Origin of the sequence: Pseudoalteromonas sp. SR41-4, from assembly GCF_014163985.1 — a bacterium.
Classification (GTDB): Bacteria; Pseudomonadota; Gammaproteobacteria; order Enterobacterales; family Alteromonadaceae; genus Pseudoalteromonas; species Pseudoalteromonas rhizosphaerae.
This window is the reverse complement of sequence record NZ_JACJEI010000021.1, coordinates 15,080-32,983: the sequence shown is the minus strand read 5'-3', so window position 1 is coordinate 32,983 and position 17,904 is coordinate 15,080. Positions and strand designations below refer to the sequence as shown.

14 protein-coding genes are annotated in these 17,904 nt (G+C 38.1%); 5 read left to right on the top strand and 9 right to left on the bottom strand.

Going from position 1 to position 17,904, the window contains the following annotated elements; all coding sequences use genetic code 11:
• Window positions 1-383 precede the first annotated feature (383 nt).
• Genes H5180_RS15935 through H5180_RS15925 form a run of 3 tightly spaced genes read right to left on the bottom strand, consistent with a single transcriptional unit; the run spans window position 384 to window position 4,129 of the window.
• A complete protein-coding gene (locus H5180_RS15935) occupies window positions 384-1,547 on the bottom strand; it encodes an HDOD domain-containing protein (protein ID WP_182758595.1) in 1,164 nt (387 codons plus the stop codon).
• Window positions 1,544-3,547 (bottom strand): EAL domain-containing protein, encoded by a 2,004-nt coding sequence (locus H5180_RS15930; RefSeq protein WP_182732538.1) that lies wholly within the window; start codon window positions 3,545-3,547, stop codon window positions 1,544-1,546. The genes H5180_RS15935 and H5180_RS15930 overlap by 4 nt, the downstream gene beginning before the upstream one ends.
• A gap of 24 nt (window positions 3,548-3,571) precedes the next feature.
• A complete protein-coding gene (locus H5180_RS15925; RefSeq protein WP_182758594.1) occupies window positions 3,572-4,129 on the bottom strand; it encodes a response regulator in 558 nt (185 codons plus the stop codon).
• Between the two features lie 579 nt (window positions 4,130-4,708).
• Here H5180_RS15925 and H5180_RS15920 point away from each other — a divergent pair.
• Window positions 4,709-6,100 carry an ATP-binding protein gene (locus tag H5180_RS15920; RefSeq protein ID WP_145239827.1) on the top strand — a complete coding sequence of 464 codons (1,392 nt, stop codon included), beginning with the start codon at window positions 4,709-4,711 and terminating at the stop codon, window positions 6,098-6,100.
• A gap of 79 nt (window positions 6,101-6,179) precedes the next feature.
• On the opposite strand, the gene H5180_RS15915 is transcribed toward H5180_RS15920, so the two are convergent.
• The 5 genes from H5180_RS15915 to H5180_RS15895 all read right to left on the bottom strand — a co-directional run bounded on the left by H5180_RS15915 (window position 6,180) and on the right by H5180_RS15895 (window position 9,920).
• Window positions 6,180-7,085, bottom strand: coding sequence for a sensor histidine kinase (locus H5180_RS15915; protein ID WP_182732127.1), 906 nt, complete (start codon window positions 7,083-7,085; stop codon window positions 6,180-6,182).
• Window positions 7,078-7,623, bottom strand: a complete 546-nt coding sequence (locus tag H5180_RS15910) for a heme NO-binding domain-containing protein (RefSeq protein WP_145239835.1) — start codon at window positions 7,621-7,623, stop codon at window positions 7,078-7,080. The genes H5180_RS15915 and H5180_RS15910 overlap by 8 nt, the downstream gene beginning before the upstream one ends.
• Window positions 7,624-7,708: 85 nt before the next feature.
• Window positions 7,709-8,983 carry a sensor histidine kinase gene (locus H5180_RS15905; protein ID WP_182758593.1) on the bottom strand — a complete coding sequence of 425 codons (1,275 nt, stop codon included), beginning with the start codon at window positions 8,981-8,983 and terminating at the stop codon, window positions 7,709-7,711.
• Window positions 8,983-9,558, bottom strand: a complete 576-nt coding sequence (locus H5180_RS15900; protein WP_145239839.1) for a chemotaxis protein CheC — start codon at window positions 9,556-9,558, stop codon at window positions 8,983-8,985. The genes H5180_RS15905 and H5180_RS15900 overlap by 1 nt, the downstream gene beginning before the upstream one ends.
• Complete coding sequence (locus tag H5180_RS15895) at window positions 9,555-9,920, bottom strand: response regulator (RefSeq protein WP_145239841.1); 366 nt, start codon at window positions 9,918-9,920, stop codon at window positions 9,555-9,557. The genes H5180_RS15900 and H5180_RS15895 overlap by 4 nt, the downstream gene beginning before the upstream one ends.
• A gap of 249 nt (window positions 9,921-10,169) precedes the next feature.
• Between H5180_RS15895 and H5180_RS15890 the strand changes: the two genes are divergently transcribed.
• Window positions 10,170-11,498: an HD domain-containing phosphohydrolase gene (locus H5180_RS15890; RefSeq protein ID WP_145239843.1), complete on the top strand. Its 1,329-nt coding sequence runs from the start codon at window positions 10,170-10,172 to the stop codon at window positions 11,496-11,498.
• A gap of 96 nt (window positions 11,499-11,594) precedes the next feature.
• A complete protein-coding gene (hemH, locus tag H5180_RS15885) occupies window positions 11,595-12,614 on the top strand; it encodes a ferrochelatase (protein ID WP_145239845.1) in 1,020 nt (339 codons plus the stop codon).
• Window position 12,615: 1 nt separating this feature from the next.
• Here hemH and arfB read toward each other — a convergent pair whose 3' ends face one another.
• Window positions 12,616-13,029, bottom strand: coding sequence for an alternative ribosome rescue aminoacyl-tRNA hydrolase ArfB (arfB, locus tag H5180_RS15880; protein ID WP_145239847.1), 414 nt, complete (start codon window positions 13,027-13,029; stop codon window positions 12,616-12,618).
• A gap of 131 nt (window positions 13,030-13,160) precedes the next feature.
• On the opposite strand from arfB, the gene H5180_RS15875 reads away from it, so the two are divergent.
• Both H5180_RS15875 and H5180_RS15870 read left to right on the top strand, forming a co-directional pair.
• Window positions 13,161-13,721 carry a short-chain dehydrogenase gene (locus tag H5180_RS15875; RefSeq protein WP_182735312.1) on the top strand — a complete coding sequence of 187 codons (561 nt, stop codon included), beginning with the start codon at window positions 13,161-13,163 and terminating at the stop codon, window positions 13,719-13,721.
• Window positions 13,722-13,826: 105 nt separating this feature from the next.
• Window positions 13,827-17,888, top strand: coding sequence for a DEAD/DEAH box helicase (locus H5180_RS15870; RefSeq protein WP_145239851.1), 4,062 nt, complete (start codon window positions 13,827-13,829; stop codon window positions 17,886-17,888).
• Window positions 17,889-17,904 lie beyond the last annotated feature (16 nt).

Genomic DNA, 17,904 nt, shown 5'->3' with positions numbered 1-17,904 from the left:
GAAAGGTTAAAATATCTGTAGCGTGTAATACCAATCGACTTAAATATTTAACCATTCTAGCGAGCTAAATGGTCAGTAACTTAACACTATTGGTATAAATCTTTCGAGGTTAAGTTTACAGCAGTATATTTTTTGCTGATACAGTGCCTGTGCAATGTGGTTGTATCACTAAATAATTGATAAAAAATTAAAAAACGCGCAGCTCAAAATTTCTGCCTAGAACAAATTGGTTTTTCATTACTTACATGGATTTAGAGAAAAGCCGATAACAGAATGCGCTAGCTTTACTTAGTTTTTATTTAGTCTACTAAGTTATCATGCTAATGCCGCGATTGAAGCGCCCCTAGATAGAGCTAATTTGAATCATGAAAGATCAACACTCCCTAGTAAGAAATCAGGTATGTTTTCCAATCAAAACTAGCTAATGCTTGCGTCAAATTAATATCAACATTTTTATCAGTTAATAAAACTTGTAAATTATCTACTGAGCATGCACTAAATAAAATTTTCCTGACTATGTAAAGTAGCTGATTTATTTCGTTAAGCTTGGCTTCTTTTATGCCATTTAAGTCATTACAGCTCATCAATAAAGTACATATTCGACTATCATAACCCCACAATTTCATTACATAAGCAGAGACACTTTGATAATGAGCTAAATCATCCGTGTTGATACCTTCATCATAGCTTTGCGCTAGACTTTGATCCCCGCAAAGCAAAATAACCTTACCGACAAAGCTAAGTATTGCGACAGAAAAAAGTAATTCTTGGTTTTTTCGATTAAACCCAGCATGCTCAGCAAATGTTTTTACACAGCCTGCGTAATTAGACGCTATTTCAAGCTGTCTTTCGTGCACACGAGTAGGTAATACATTACCTACTGCTTGCGACATTGCTAAAGAAGTAACAATCGCTAATAACATAGTGGAGCCAATCCTAGATACGGCTTCATCTATAGAAGATGTTTGTCGCTGAAAACCAAGATAAGCTGAATTAGCAATTTGAAGTAATTTAGCTGTAATAACAGGCTCTTGAGAGACTATGGTGGTTATTTGATGTAAGTTATAATCATCGCTACTCAATACTATTTGTAACTTTTGGAGAAATATAGGACAAACAGGAAAACTCATCATCGCCCCTAACTGACGACGAACATGTTTTTCAAATGGTAAACTCTTTAGCTCGGCAACATTATTTAATAAATTACTAATGTCTGCACCGCTAAAAGGCTTACTTAAATACGCATGCACTAAATTAGGTTGACGCATTATTGTTGTGTTTGTCATATCCCCAGTTAGTAATGCTCTTACCGGATACGGATACCTAGCAACACATAATTCAAGCACATCCAAACCATTCATATGAGGCATCAAGTAATCACTAATTACTAAATCCACATCGGGGTTGTCTTGTAATAATTGCCAAAACTCATCTAATTCATTGGCAACAAGTACTATTGTGTTAGGAAATGTGCGAATAATTGTCCGCTGTAAAGCTTTCAGTAACAGCGCATCATCATCTAACAATACCACGGTCACTGATGTCATATAGTAATTATCTTGTTAGTTGATTGTATAAATGCGCAGAAATCATCTTCTTCAAGTGGTACTGAAAAGTAAAAACCTTGCACATAATCACAACCTAATGTCTTTAATTTAGAACACTGAAAGGGCGTTTCTACACCTTCAGCGATCACTTTAAGTTTTAGCTCATGGGCCATACGAATAATATTACGCACTAGGCTCTGCATACCAATTGATGAATCGAGATCTGTAATTAGTACTTTGTCTAACTTAAGTGCATCAACCGCCAGTTTAGATAAGTAAGCAAGTGACGAATAGCCAACACCAAAATCATCAATTAAAATCTCAAAACCATGAGATCTTAATTCTGAGAGTTGCTGTTGACACCCAGCAATATCCTCAACTAGGTATGTTTCAGTTAATTCAAAATGAAGTTGTGATGAGAGTAAGTGATGTTTTTTTACACATTCAAGAACAAAATCAACAAAACCTTTGTCTTCTTTTAGCTGCCTACCAGATACATTAATTGCCAGAGGGCAAGACTCAATCCCCTCTTTCATCCAACGGCTAAGTGCTTCGCAACTTTTTTCAATCACCCATCGCCCCAATTCAATGATCTGGCCATCACATTCTGCTATTGGAATAAACTGAGCAGGTGACACCCAGCCATATTTTTTTGGCTCATACCATCGGACTAAGACTTCAGCACCAGCAACTTTTTGAGACGATAAATCAATTTTAGGCTGAAAACGTAGTGTTAATTGTTCTTCAGAAATAGCAGTAAGCAGCATTCTGCTCAGCTCAAACTCTTTTTTATAATCAGCTACTAAATCTGGGTCAAACCTAGTTATAGTGCGGTGTTGTTTAACTATCTGATGCCCCATATTGAGACGCATTTGATTGATAAGTTCTTTCCCGGAAATACCATCTTCTGGCACAAAACCATAAACACCGTATAAATTCAAATCTGTTGTAGCACGAGTTAAACAAAGTAACTCATTGAATTTTTTTATTATTTTTTCCATATAAATTAATAGCTGCGTGTCATTCATAATTCTTGGGATCAATAAAACAAACCTGTCCATATTAAAGTGGCATAGTTTTATTTCATCAGTGAGCGCACCTTCGATCGCATTAACTATATCGTGTATCAGACTGTAAATTTCATGGTGATTAAGTAAATTATTCAATAATGAGAATTGTAAGACCCCTAAATAAACGACAGTACAAGGTCGAGAATTTAGCTCAAAAGAAGTGACTAACTCACAAAATTCATGTTCAGCCATCAGGCTTGACTTTTTAAACCTGAGTTCATTTTTCGGACAAGCTCCCCCAAAAGAAAGCTTGAGAAGATGAGCAAATTGATCCGATAGGTATCGCTCTATTATTATTTCCTTTTCTTCACCCGTTGCAGACACATCGAAATAATTAAGAAACAGTGTTGGACTTTCCTCTGCAAAAAAAGCATCGATAACATCTGTTTTTAACGTCGCAGATAACTCAGAGACATTTCTGCCTTGAAGTTGTTCGATATTATGGATAACTTTTTTTGCATAACCATTATAGCGACCGATTACTCCTTTATCAGTAACTTCAATCAAGGGAGAAACACTACCCAAAAGTATCTGGTCTCGTGTTTTTTGAAAATGATATTTTGAAAATTCAACCAGTGCTTGATGAATATTTGTTAATAAATCATCATCACTCCACGGCTTTTCCAAAAAACGGAAGGCTACACCTTGATTGAGTAATTCAACGACTGATTTAAAGTCTGCATAGCCACTAAGTACCAAGTTAACGGTAGTAGGCCATTTTTGTTTCACTTCAAGTAAAAACTCAGCGCCATCCATAACCGGCATTCTGAAGTCGGTAACTATGACTGCTACACGATTAGTACTCAAATATTCAAGAGCATCTGCTGCACTTGATGCTGTTGCAACATCAAAACCCGATCGAACAAACAGTCGCTTAAGCGATCGTAAAACATTCAATTCATCATCAACCAGAAGAATAGTGTTTATCATTATTTGCTACCTCTGCATCAACGGCTACTTATTAACTAATTTATTAACAATATTTATTAATTCATCGCTAGTAAACGGCTTGCAAAGATAACCATGCGCACCAACTACAATCGTATTCTTTAACTCTTCTTCGTGTACCCCTGATATAACAAGAATTTTAACATCTGAAAACCTTTCCTGCGCACGAATCATACGAATAACTTCTAACCCACTTATACCAGGCATACGTAAATCAACCGTTATCAGATCAGGGTTCTTTTGTTGCAATAAAAGCCCTGCTTCAAAGCCACTGGCAGCTTCAATAGTACTAAAATTTTGTTTTTTTAAGGTTCGCTTGATACTTGAACGAACATTGACCTCGTCATCAATAATTAGTACTTGTTTCTGCAAAGATAAGCTATCCGATATTGGCATGTTCTGCTTCTTAAGGAAGTTTATAAAATCAGAAACTTGAACACGATAATTGCCCCGTCCAGGTAATTTATGACCAACTAATTCACCGGATGCAATCCAGCGACTAACGGTTCTTTGGTGTACATCGCAGTAGCGGGCTATCTCACTTGGCTTTAACGTTTTTAACATCACACAACAACTTAGTATCAATCAATTTAAATCGTAGCACAGCTTTATTACTATTGCGACAAATGAGACAGAAGGGCTATTAATGCTATACAAGTAGAGCCTGACATTAAAATTGGTACACCAAAATACAACAACAGGCGCACTTTGCAACTTGAATATTAAGGTAACTTAAACATCTAACTAAATGCCGCTGGCTGAATATTTCATCGGCAACGTATTGGACAGAAACATGACGAGATATTAAGCTCAACAAGGACACCAACAGTATTTATGAATATTAAAAAAGGTTGAAAATGTTTTCGATTGAAACTAAGTGCATCCAGAATAAAAAAATAAAGAGTGCGAACATCAATTAACACAAAAAGTATCTGCGATTATTCGTTTAGTGGTATCTAGCGCTGACATAATAATAGGAGCTGTTCTTATTTTTTTTGGTGCTTATAGACGATTAAATAAGTACATAATGCAAGAATTACAACTTGCACACATTCCTTTAACAACAGAATTTCATTTTCGCGACGTAAGCTACTTCGATATTTATAAAAATAGAAAGTAACTTAATTATATTTGGTAAATACTATGAAAAATAATGAACAGCTATTAGAAAGGATTCATCAACTGGAAATGAAAAATAAAGCTCTAGAGCAAGCAGGGGCTTTTAATACGCTAATATTAAATGGCCTAGAAGCAATATTAGCAAGCTCAAATACTGATGAGTTATTTAAAGATTTTTTCTCTATATTACAACGAACAATATCTTTTTCAGCAGCAATATTAGTCAAATATAATCCTAATACTGAATCCTACTCTATGCTAAAAGCATCAAAGGAAAATGCAGAGAAAGTATTACCTGAATTAATCGCTATTTTGTCGATACAGCCCAACATAAAAAATATATTTGAGTTACGTAAACTCACTAAGTGGCAAATAGATGACCTTTTTTGGCAACAACAACACTCACTATTAACTGCGCCAGTAACAACAAATAAAAAACAATATCAATTATTTGTTTTTTCTGAGAAACAAGGTGCTTTTAATCAAAAAGACGTGAGTTTACTTCAGCAATTTATTAGCTTCACTGGTAATACAATTTCACAATTTGAACAAAAAAGTCTACAGCAAAGGCAGCAAAACATAGAGCAAACGTTAATCAACTCAGAAAAAATGGCTTCATTAGGACAAATGGCCGCAGGCGTTGCTCATGAAATAAACAACCCATTAAGCTACGTTATCAGTAACATTCAGAACTTAGCCCATAATATACAGCAGCACACTAATTTGATTAAAGATTTAGTAAAACCGCAATTTCAAAGTACACGCGCTATCAACGAACGGCTAGAACACTATCAATTTGATGAATTAACACAAGATACCAGTGATATTTTAAGTGAAATGAAAGAAGGTGCGAATAGAGTCAAAGAAATAGTTCAGAGCCTAAAACTGTTTGCTCATCCAAATCAAACAAAAATAGATGATATCAACCTCACTAGTTTGTTAGAAAACACTCTACGAGTTGCTTGGAATCAAATAAAATACAATGCAACAATTGAAAGATACTATTGCGCAGATGAAATAAAGCTCATAGGTCGTACAACCCAGCTTTACCAAGTATTTCTGAATATTTTTATCAATGCTGCGCAGTCGCTAAGTAATTCTGTAGGAATGATAGCTGTAACCACAACACAAGACTCTTACAATGCTTATATAACAATTAGTGATAATGGTTGTGGGATCCCAGCTGATAAGCTAAGTAGTATTTTTGATCCTTTTTTCACAACTAAACCAATAGGTAAAGGGACTGGATTAGGTCTGGCTATTTCAAGAGCTATTATAGAACAGCATAATGGAAAAATTTCGGTACAAAGCAAACCAGGAGAAGGCACTGTTTTTAGTATTACACTTCCTAAAAACTCAGATTTAAATGATGAAGAATTAACCATAATAGCATTAAAGGAAAAAAATGATGACTAAACTTTATTCTTTAGCGGATTTTTCAACTGTATAATAATCGACATAAATAATGACTCAACCTTTGCCAGATAATAGATAGTTAATCTAATGGTGGGAATTCAATTAATATAGTAGACCCCACATCAATAGCTGACTCAATATATATTTTACAATTATGCTTTTGTACAACTTGTAAAACCATTGACATACCCATTCCGGTTCCAGTACCGACAGGCTTAGTTGTATAAAATGGGTCATAAACTTTGTTTTTTATATCATCACTCATTCCGCAGCCAGTATCAGTTACTTTTAAAACAGTCTTATTGTTTAACTCACTCACTGACACATTGATCTGAGCTGTTCGTTCACTATCGGGAATAAACGATTGAATAGCATTAAGAAGAATATTGACTAATAACTGATTTAATTCGTTCGGTGTAAATAAAACGGACGAGTTATACGTAAAATCAAGTTCTACATTAATATCTTTAAGTAATGGCTTTAGCAATTTTAAGTTTAATTCTATAGCATCTTGCAATTTAACCTCAACCTGATGCTGGCTATCATTACGGGCAAAAAATAACAGGTTTTTTGTTATATCTCTAATTCTAATTAACCCCTCATTAATATCTGAAACTAATTCAGGTAAATCATCTTGAATGACAAGTAGTTGCTCCTTATCTTCGGATAACGAAATACTGGAGCGATTTAATGCATCAATCATATTTCTACTATACAAATAAAGTGTATCAACATTACTCATTACAAATGCCAGTGGATTATTAACTTCATGAGCGACGCCTGCCGCTAACGATCCTAATGTGGCCAACTTTTCTTGTTGTAACATTGACTGCTGTTGTGATTTTATTTGCGTTATTTGCTGCTCAAGTAACTTATTCTTTTCGTATAGCTGCCGCGAGCTATCTTCAAGCAACTGCTCGACCTCCCTTCTTGCTTTTTTTTCGCGTAGATAAGCAACATAATAAGCATCGCTAGATTCACTCATCAGCAACCTCAATATGCAAAATACACTGCTGGGCGCCTTTGTGCATACACACAGCGTGCGTAATATTAATAGCTTGATCGAAGTATTCAGCAGCACCGAATAATAAACCTTCTGCACATAAGCAAAGTTTACGCGGCGAATTGTAATTCATTTCGATGTGACCAGGGCGGCTAATACGACATGATATAGTCGGCAGTGATGGGTCTTGATATAACTTATTTACTTCAAGATGAATAACATCATGGATCCCCATAACCAATGACGTAAAATCAGTAAAGCGCTCGACTACATCAAGGTGTCTATCAGCGAGTCCTTTAAATAAAAATTGACCAAATGCCTTCACTACATCTTGCAATGGCATATTGAGTCTCAGCGCAACACCATTAGCCATTGCAAATAACTCACCAGCGTCATAATTTTTTGCCGACACGTAAACGCGCCCCTCAGGTGTATGTGATTGTAATAGCTCATTCCATACCTCCATACCTAGTTGCTCTACAACCATGTCTTCTAACACATTAAAAATTATGCCTTTCATTACCCGCCTCCATCATTTAAAAACATTAGCTTTAGCCAGCTCAGTATTACCTTTGAAAGGAAGTACTTGTGTTTCACTCTAAAGTTTATTTTTGCTTTTTAAACGTAAATTCAAAGCAACTGCCTTTGCCTAATTCACTACTCACATTAACCTGACCGTGATGTTCCTGAACCGTTGCGTATACTTCAGAGAGTCCAAGCCCAGTACCTTGGCCTATATCTTTCGTAGTAAAAAAGGGATCAAAAATACGCACTAAATCTTCAGGGCTAATACCAGATCCTGTATCGGTTATTGTAAGTAGCACATCTTTACTTTCATTATAGGCACAACTAATACTCAATAAACCCATTGGCTGCATTGCATACAACGCATTTACAATAATATTAAACAACAACTGTCTAATTGCACTGGGTTTTGCCCAAAAAGTTATAGCTTCATCAGGTAGTGAGACGGATGTTTTGGCTTTATATTTTATTTCGTTTTCAAGTACCACCAAGGCAGAATCAATCTCTGCACATAAATTAACCTCAGCCCAATTTTCATCATCTTGTATTGCAAAGTCACGTAATCCACTTACTATTTTTCGAACTCGCTCTGTGCCATCTAAAGACTCGTTAAGCAGTTCTGGGAGATCTTCATTAATGAACGCAATACCGTTTTTTTCATAAACATCTTCAAGTAACGCAATAAACCTAGGCTCAGCTTGCTTTAAAATGATTTTCTTTTGCGTTTCATTGGTCTTCATTAATTTTTGCGAGTAATCTTTTAGCGTTTCTAAATTTGAGCGCACAAAACCAATAGGATTATTAATTTCATGTGCAACCCCCGCAGCAAGCTGACCAATAGAAGCCATTTTTTCGGATTGCAACATTTGCCTTTGTGCAATTTTAAGCTCTTGATGTAGTTTTTTTAGCTGCTGATGCTCAGACTCCAACTCATTTTTCAAATCAGTTTGCTGCATAAAATAACTAGCCTCTGCTGTTACATCTGTTACAACAATACACACATGGCTCACTTCTCCATCACAAGCAATAATCGGCATAAATTGAACATTTTGATACATTTGAGACTCATCACCGGTAATAGGTCGAGTGCTTCTCATCGGAAATACATGTGGCCGTTGTTGCCAGTAACTGAAGCTAGAGTTTTTGAGTACAAATACACTGTCTATTTTTCGCCTTAAAAAACGCGCTTGCTCAGAGAACACAGTGAGCAGGTTCTCACCTATAAGGTGGTCATTTCTTGCAGTTAAACCGCCAGAAAATGCAGGATTAGCAAAGGTAATCACACAGTTTACATCAATAATGCAAGCTCCTATGGGGATTTGCCTTATTACTCGCTCAAACTCCGCTTTTTCCATTACTCCTCCAAGAGAGCACGGATAGGAATGAGTGCTTGTTCTATAGACCCTTCACTGAGTCCAATTAACACGCGAGCATCAAATTTCATATGCTCAATCTTAAAATCAACTTCAATAATTAACACAGAGGACCATTCAATATTTTGTGTTGCTTTATCTGGATAATAAAAGGCAGGCATATTTAACTGAGTAGATAACTCAAGTTGACTAGTAAAACCCTGCAAACAGGCAGCCGAGATTATATTTGTAACCTCCAATACAAGTTCCTCAGTAGCCGCTTGATCTAATGGTAAGTCAAAATCCATTATATCAGCCAGTGCTGAACATCCATCTTTTTGTATGCCAGTAATCACTTCACCTCGAATTGTTCCGACAAAAGATTGCCTTGCAAACCAGCTACTTTTAAAATTATCGAGAACTTCTTGAAATGCCGCAGGCGACAACGCCTCAATGGCTGGCACCGACAACGCAACCTTTGTTTGGATCAGCCGAGCAAGTGCATCTGCAGCTTGCCCCATAGATATATTCATTATTTCTTGTAAGGCATCTCGCTCCTCTTCGCTAATAGTAATCATAACAACCCAACCTCTTGTAATGTATTACTAAGCTCCTCGGCAGATATTGGCTTTTTCAAAAACCTAAACGCTCCCAAAGAATTAACTAATGCCTGCGCCTCTGGTTGAATATCAGCACTAATTACAATTACGATTGTTTTTTTATGCTCATCATGCAGTTCCTTTAAAACCTCATACCCATTCATTTGCGGCATTTGTAAATCTAGAAATAACACCTCAGCCAGACCATTATTCACAGCCTCTAAAGCCTCGATTCCATTTTTAGCTTCATGTATCTCTACATCCCAATCTTCTGGCAAGACCCTTCGAATAGTTTTGCGTGACAGCGCTGAATCATCTGCAATTGTTATCGGTATCGCCATTACAATCTCTCTTGTATTAACATTAATGTCTTATCTGTCTCATACTAGATGGGTTTTATACTTTCTGCAAAAAAAACAACTCACTTTTGTCTGCGCTCGCGAAAGTTTTACGTTACTAAAATTTGAAAAGATATGTTTACTTTCTATAAAATCACTCACAACGCTGAAAACATTTAATAATTAAAAATTGTTTATACTTTAAACATATACTAGATTAAAAATGACAAAGTATTTGAATAGACAATAAATATGCATGAAATACAAGAAATCGCGGAGTTGACAAATAAGCCTGCAAATATCTTATGCTTAGACGACGAACCAGGAGTACTAAAATCACTTACTAGACTGTTAAGGCAATATAATTTCACCTCAACAGTTTGTAGCGAGGGTGAAGAAGCATTAAAGAAAATGGCAGAGACAGAGTTTGATGTCATCATAAGCGACATGCGCATGCCAAAAATGAATGGTGCTCAGTTTTTAGCTAAAGCAAGAGAGACAGCCCCAGACACGCAACGCATACTACTTACTGGTTTTTCTGACTTGGAATCTACTGTGAAAGCAGTAAATGAAGGCGGTATTCATGCATATATCAACAAACCATGGCAGAATGATCAACTAATAAGCATAATAAAGTCAGCAGTAGAGAAATACCGTTTAAAGAAACAAAATATAATTCTTCAAGCCCATGTAGAAAAACAAAACTCGCAATTAAAAGATTTAAATGACTCACTTGAAGAGTTAGTTGAGAAACGAACTAAACAGATTAAACAGGTCTTACAACAGCTAAAAGTTGCCAATACAAATGAAAAAAATGAACACCGCGCAACCTTCGAGCTGCTCTATAATTTCATTAATGCCAATCCATATTTAGATGGCACTAAAGCGCAGAACATTGCCAATACCTGTACACAAATAGCAAAACAGTTGCAGCTACCGCCAAAAAATATAGAAATGGCGGCAATGGCTGGTTACTTAGCTCAAATAGGGCTGTTAGCAATGGATCCCGCACTTTATGAAAAACCCGTGCATGCGCTTAATGAACAGCAACGCAAAAGTTATTATACGCATCCAAGTACAGCACAATTGATGTTAATGCCTGCGACTCATCTGCATGAAGTGTCTGACGCCATTTATCACCAGTACGAACGCTATAACGGTAATGGCCTACCTAAAGGATTAAAAGGTAATGATATTCCTCTTAGTGCAATGATACTCGCGCTTGCACGTGACTATTGGGATGCATTTGAACAAAGTAATTTAAAAGATGAAGAAAAGCACCAACATGCACTCGAAACAGTAAAAATGTACAGCGGTAACTTTTACCATCCTAAATTAGTGCAAGCTTTGGAGGCTTGCCGAGTTAAATGCATTAAGCAGCAAGCAAAAGTAGGCTCGATGAAAATAATAACGGCCAAAGAGCTAGCCATCAATATGGTACTTAGCCATGCACTGCATAGTCACACGGGTATTATGTTGCTACCAAAGGGGCATATATTTAGTGCTAAATCCATTGAAAAGTTACAGCAACTAGAAGCTAAAAAACCGACTCCATTTAGGATCATGATCAAATCATTGTAAATCAGTGATCCTATTTACCCTTTCATTCGTTACAATAAGCTATTAATATTAATAGCATATATTCCATAACCGTCTATTTTGCTTTAGGAGCATTGCGTGTCGCGATTTTCAGCCGTTACCGATAACCCTCATGATCAGCGTTTTAATCAAAAAACAGGGATTTTACTGACCAACTTAGGCAGCCCCGATGCCCCAACAGCAAGTGCATTGCGTATTTACTTACGTGAGTTTTTGTCAGATCCTCGTATCGTAGAAATACCGCGTATTGTGTGGATGATCATCCTGCATGGCATCATTTTGCGTATTCGCCCAAAACGCTCAGCTAAACTATATAAAAGTATCTGGACTGAAAATGGCTCGCCACTGACCCATATTACACGCCAGCAAAGCCTTAAATTAAATGCCTTATTAAAACAGCATGGCTATACCAATACCGAAGTGGTTATGGCGATGCGCTACGGTAATCCATCAATCGAAGCGGGCCTTGAAGAGCTCAGAGATAAAGGCTTAACCCGCATTATTGTGTTGCCACTTTACCCACAATATTCAAGCCCAACGACAGGCTCAACATTTGATGCCGTGGCGAATGTATTAAAAAAATGGCGCTGGGTGCCAGAGCTTCACTTTATAAATGGGTATCACAAAAACCCAACCTACCTAGAGTCACTCGCTAACAGCATTAGCGAAGATTTAGAAAAACACGGTATGCCACAAAAAATGGTGTTTTCGTACCACGGTATGCCTAAACAGTTTTTAGATAATGGCGATCCCTATCACTGCCTGTGCCAACAAACCACCCGTTTAGTGGTAGAAAAGCTAGGCCTAGACAAAGACAAAGTGATCACCACTTTCCAAAGCCGTTTTGGTAAAGCTGAGTGGTTAAAACCTTACACAGATGCAACCCTTGAGAGCTTACCAAGCGAAGGGATTAAAGACGTGGCTATTATCAGCCCTGCATTTAGCGCTGATTGCCTTGAGACACTTGAAGAATTAGAAGGTGAAAACCGAGAGATTTTTGAACAAGCTGGCGGTGAAAAATACCGTTATATAGCTGCGCTTAATGATAGAGACGATCATATTAACGCGTTATTTGAGGTGCTTAAACCAAACTTATAAATTAAACTTTAACACTGCCGCGCAGCGCTTTGGTATTACCATGTTTGGTTTTCTTATCCATGCGTCTGCGCTGTGAATTACGTGTTGGCTTAGTAGCACGACGAGCACGTTCAACCTTAGTGGCTGATAAAATAAGCTGTTTTAGTCGCTTTAACGCATCTTCCCTGTTTAGCTCTTGAGTTCGATGACTTTGTGCTTTGAGAACAATCACACCTTCTTTAGTGATTCGACTATCATTGAACGCCAACAACCGCTCTTTATAAAACTCTGGTAACTTTGAGCGATTAATATCAAAGCGAAGGTGGATCGCACTGGCCACTTTATTAACATTTTGACCACCCGCTCCTTGTGAACGAATAGCTGACAGCTCGACTTCCCATTCATCGATTGTTACGGTATTTGAAATAATTAACATGAGGTTCAGCTACATCAGGCAAAAATGTAGTATATCATCTGATGTTAACAGACTAAAACCCTCTTTAATTTATAGCGGTTATCTAATTAATAGTCTTTAATGCAACTAACAATTGAATAAAGGTGCTCAACATGAAAAAAATAATTTTATCTCTTAGTTTGTTAGCAATGAGTTTTTCAAGCCTTGCGGCAGATATCACAGAAAAAGATTTACAAGGCTATATGAAAGCATTACCCGCGGTTGTTGATTGGTCACAAAGTCAAGATTCATTAAAAAGCATGGATTTGGGTAGTATGTTAGGTGGCTCTGAAGGGGGCTCGACTGCAATGGCATTAGGCGCCCTTGGTACAATCAAAGATAATGATTTATACAAAGAGTTTGCAGCCCTTACCAATAAATATGGTTTCACCCCTGAACAACTAATTACTGTGGGTTCTGAAGTCTCAATGGCTTACCTTGAAAACATCAAAGGTAATTTATCGCCAGAAAACAAAGATAAAGTAAATCAGTTAATGGGCGGTTTGCAAAGTATGGGCGGCTCGAAAAATAACAGCGCTAGTTCAATGATGGGCACACTTGGTAACTCAGCTAATGCTGCTAATACAGGTGCGCCGGTTGTTAGCGAAAGTAATTTAAAACTAATTAAAGAATATATGCCGCAACTACAAAAACTGTTTGCCAAAGTGCAATAGGTTTTTATAAAAAAGCGACCTTTGGGTCGCTTTTTTATTGGTTGTAACTCCCCCAGCTGAAACTTATACTGGCTGCAATCATTAGCGACTTTAATTATTGATTTTATGCCATTAAGTACTTTGCCGCCCGCCACAACTGATAACGACCAAAAACAACTGTGTGTATTACTTGCACTGATAATAAGTGGCTCATCGCATGGCTATGAGAACTCTGTTCAGCAGCTCACTAAACGTCTTTATAGTCACATTAAAAATGGCTATTCATTTTCTCAAGCTGAAGTCGCTAAATACACTAAACAACTCGAATCTAAAGATTTAATTTGGAAGCTCCCCTACGGACCAAACTTTCGTATATCAGTTAGCGCAGTTGCTTATGTAGCTATTAATGCGATAAAACATCAGCCAGTTTTATTGCATGCTTTCTTAACCGAAGCTACAAAAAGCTATTATTACCACGATAAAGCAGTGCACTTTCTGCACCTGCTATTTAATGATCTTGACCGCGCAAAAAGCGGAAAAAAACCGCTCCCTGGTGATTTATCACTTGAGCTTGATAGCGGCTTTGTTAATTTGCTCGCGCAATCACCATACAGCGAGCAACTGTGGCAATGCCTACCTGAGCAATGGCAACAGCTTTGCTTAGATAACTTTATCCGCGGTCAATTTTTCAATCTCACCAGTGAGCGTGCATGGCCGACTCTGATTGCCAAAGCGCTCCCAACAACAGAGCTGAGAAAACGTATTTATCTGAATGAGAATTTAGCCATATTATTACAAGAAGATAATTTTGCTGAATTGCTAGATGATAAAAGAGACCGTGTTTTAGCCACTTTTTATGAAGCAAATACCAATGCCATCAAGGGTGAGTTTATTGATATTGCTTTGATACAGTATAAAAGCGCTTTAACAGCGTTTAGAAAAAACTTTGGCAAAGGCATCTATCCGACCGAGATCACCGGATTACTTTACACTATATGCCTATTTATCAGTGCAACCGCAGCAGATATTAAACAACTAAATACCTGTCGAAAATGGTATCAAAAAAATCTTGGGGAATTAAGCCACCCAAGCCAAGCGATTGATTATTTGCTGGAAGAGGATTTAGCTAACTATCAAAACCATCGTTTAAGCAACAGCTTAAGTCATCTACTTGGTAACCCGAATGCATTAGCGCCATTATTTTGCTTATTACTGGCAATTATTAAAAACGCCACAGACGAACAGGTAAATCATCTAAGGGGTGATACTGAACTGTTAGAACAGCTCAATAGCGCAATTAATGCGCATCAACACTGGTTAGCTGAGCAATGCCAGCACTTAGTTAATTGGCTTAGCGATGACACACCATTACCCAATACTGGTTTATTACAGCACTTTACCCGCGTCCCACAATGGCAGCGTTGGCTTAATGATATTAGCCAAATTGATACGCCCACTGCGCAGCAACGAATTATATGGCAACTGGATTTAACCCATTTAGATTTACCGCTCATACAAGCCAAAGTACAGCAACTCAATGCCAAAGGCGAATGGACCAAAGGTCGTAAAGTAAACGCCCAAGAACTTGCTTATAACCAGTATCAAGATGCATTAACCAGCGCCGATCATAACTTAGTACAAGTGCTCAACAACCATGCCGGTTTTGGTTATCACGAGATACACGCAACGGCCGCGGTATTACAAGCATTAATAGGGTTTAAAGGGCTTGAAGATCACAATGGACAGCCACTTACGCTGATCAAAGGCGAGTTTGTCATTGAAATTGCACAAGACAGCAATGATTGCTATCGCCTGGTAATGCAACCGAGTATCAGCGATCCGGACTGTGACTTTTTACTTATCCACAGTCACGCAAATTGTTACCAAGTATTCGCCATTAATGACAAACAGCTCAAATTACTGCAATTATTTGAGCAACAACCCAATAATTTAACCGAAGAAAAACTGCCACAACTAAATGCAGCATTACAAGTACTGGCTAACGAGCATCATATTAGCAGCCAGCGTACCGAGTTTGCTCATATCAACAACGTACGCCAAGGCTTGTGTGAATTTGCCGCAGTGATCGCTCTTACCCAATTAGGTATCAACATTAACTTTTATGCCATGCCAAATGGCGTAGATGGCCCTTGGGTTGAGCCCGGCATTGGTGCTTTGACACTCGCACATACTGATGATGATCAAACCGACAGCATTGTTATTAAACGTGATTTAAAAGCAGAGCAAAAAGCGTTTAGAAATTTACTGAAAAATATGGCCGGATTATTTGCTGATCGGCAATCACCGCAACATAATCAAATTCAACAGCAGTTTTATTTACCTGAAGATATTAGCCAAGCAATTGAGTTACTTGAAGCTGCGCAAAAAGCACAGTCTCTGGTATTAAGTTGGGACGAAACGAGCCAAGGCATGAAAGTTGCCAAAAGCCAGCACCTTTCTCTTAACTTAAATGATGATAACGATTGGTTAAGCGTCAGTGGTAAAATCTCACTCCCTAGCGGCCAAATATACGAATTACAAACCCTGCTTAAAGCCCCGCGCCGTGGCAGCATTTTAGAGTTTTCGGAAGGCAATTCATTATTATTGGATCAGCGTTTAACTAACTTATTAAATCGCTTAGAAGGGATGCAAAATATTGATAAGCACAACCCAAGTGATGAACTACGGATTGCCAACGCGCGTGCATTGCCTTTACACCAAAGCATTGCCGACTTAGGTGATGTCACATTTGGTGACAGCTGGAAAACGCGTTTAGCTAAATTTGAGCAAACTATCGACCCTACCTTACCTGCACATTTAGTCCATATTTTACGAGACTATCAAGTAGTCGGGGTTAAATGGCTAATGCAACTGGCCAACTGGGGACTCAATGCTTGTTTAGCCGATGACATGGGGCTGGGTAAAACCTTACAAACCTTAACCGTGTTACAAATGCGCAGTAGTTTAGGTGCCAGTGTAGTGGTTGCGCCAAAATCTGTGTGTCATAACTGGCAAGTTGAAACCGAGCGATTCGCGCCGGCTTTGCATGTAAAAATCATTGAAAATGCCACTGCATGCGCTGATATTCTGGCAACGGCTGGTAAACACGATTTAGTGATCGTCAGTTATGGTTTACTGCCACTAATTGGTGAACAACTGGCGCAATTTTCTTTTGCTAATATTGTCTTTGACGAAGCACAAGCAATTAAAAACCCCTTGAGTTTAAGAGCTAAAGCCGCATTTGCACTCAATGGTCAATTTAAAATTGCCCTGTCAGGCACGCCAATCGAAAACCATTTAGGTGAACTGTGGAGCTTGTTTAACTTTTTAATGCCAGGCTTTTTACATACCCTGCCAGTATTTAAAAAGCGCTTTGGTAACGCCGATAAAAACCAACAACAAGCCGATACCCTGAAAACCCTCATTGCTCCATTTATCCTGCGTCGAACCAAACAAACGGTATTGACCGAGTTACCAGAAAAAACCGAAATAAACTTAACCTTCGCATTAAGTGAAAAAGAGCAAGCACTGTACGAAGCAACTCGTTTAAACGCACTTGAACAAGCAAATCAGGAAGACAGCCAATACATTACTATCTTGGCGTCATTAACTAAATTACGCCGCGCTTGTATTGCCCCGCAGTTGTTACTGGAAAATAGTAAGTTGCCATCGAGTAAACTCGACACTGCAGAAGCGATTATTGAAGAATTACTAGAAAACAACCACCAAGCGCTGATCTTCAGCCAATTTGTCGATGTGTTAAAACTGGTTGAAAAGCGCTTACAAAAACGCGGCATCGATTATTGTTATCTTGACGGCAGCATGAGTACTAACAAACGCAAACAACAAGTTGATAAATTTCAAGCAGGTCATGCACCACTGTTTTTGATCAGCTTAAAAGCAGGCGGCACGGGGCTTAATTTAACGGCAGCTGATTATGTACTGCATCTCGATCCGTGGTGGAATCCCGCGGTTGAACAACAAGCATCAGATCGCGCGCATCGCCTAGGGCAAACACGCCCCGTTACTGTGTACCGACTGATAGCACAAAATACCATTGAAGAAAAAATCCTGCAATTGCACGAACATAAACAAGCACTCGCAGATAAAGTACTCGCCGGCAGTGGTGATGCTGGGCAAATGTCTAAAGATCAACTACTGGCGCTGTTAAGTAACAGCGAAATGTAGCTCAGACCTGTTTATC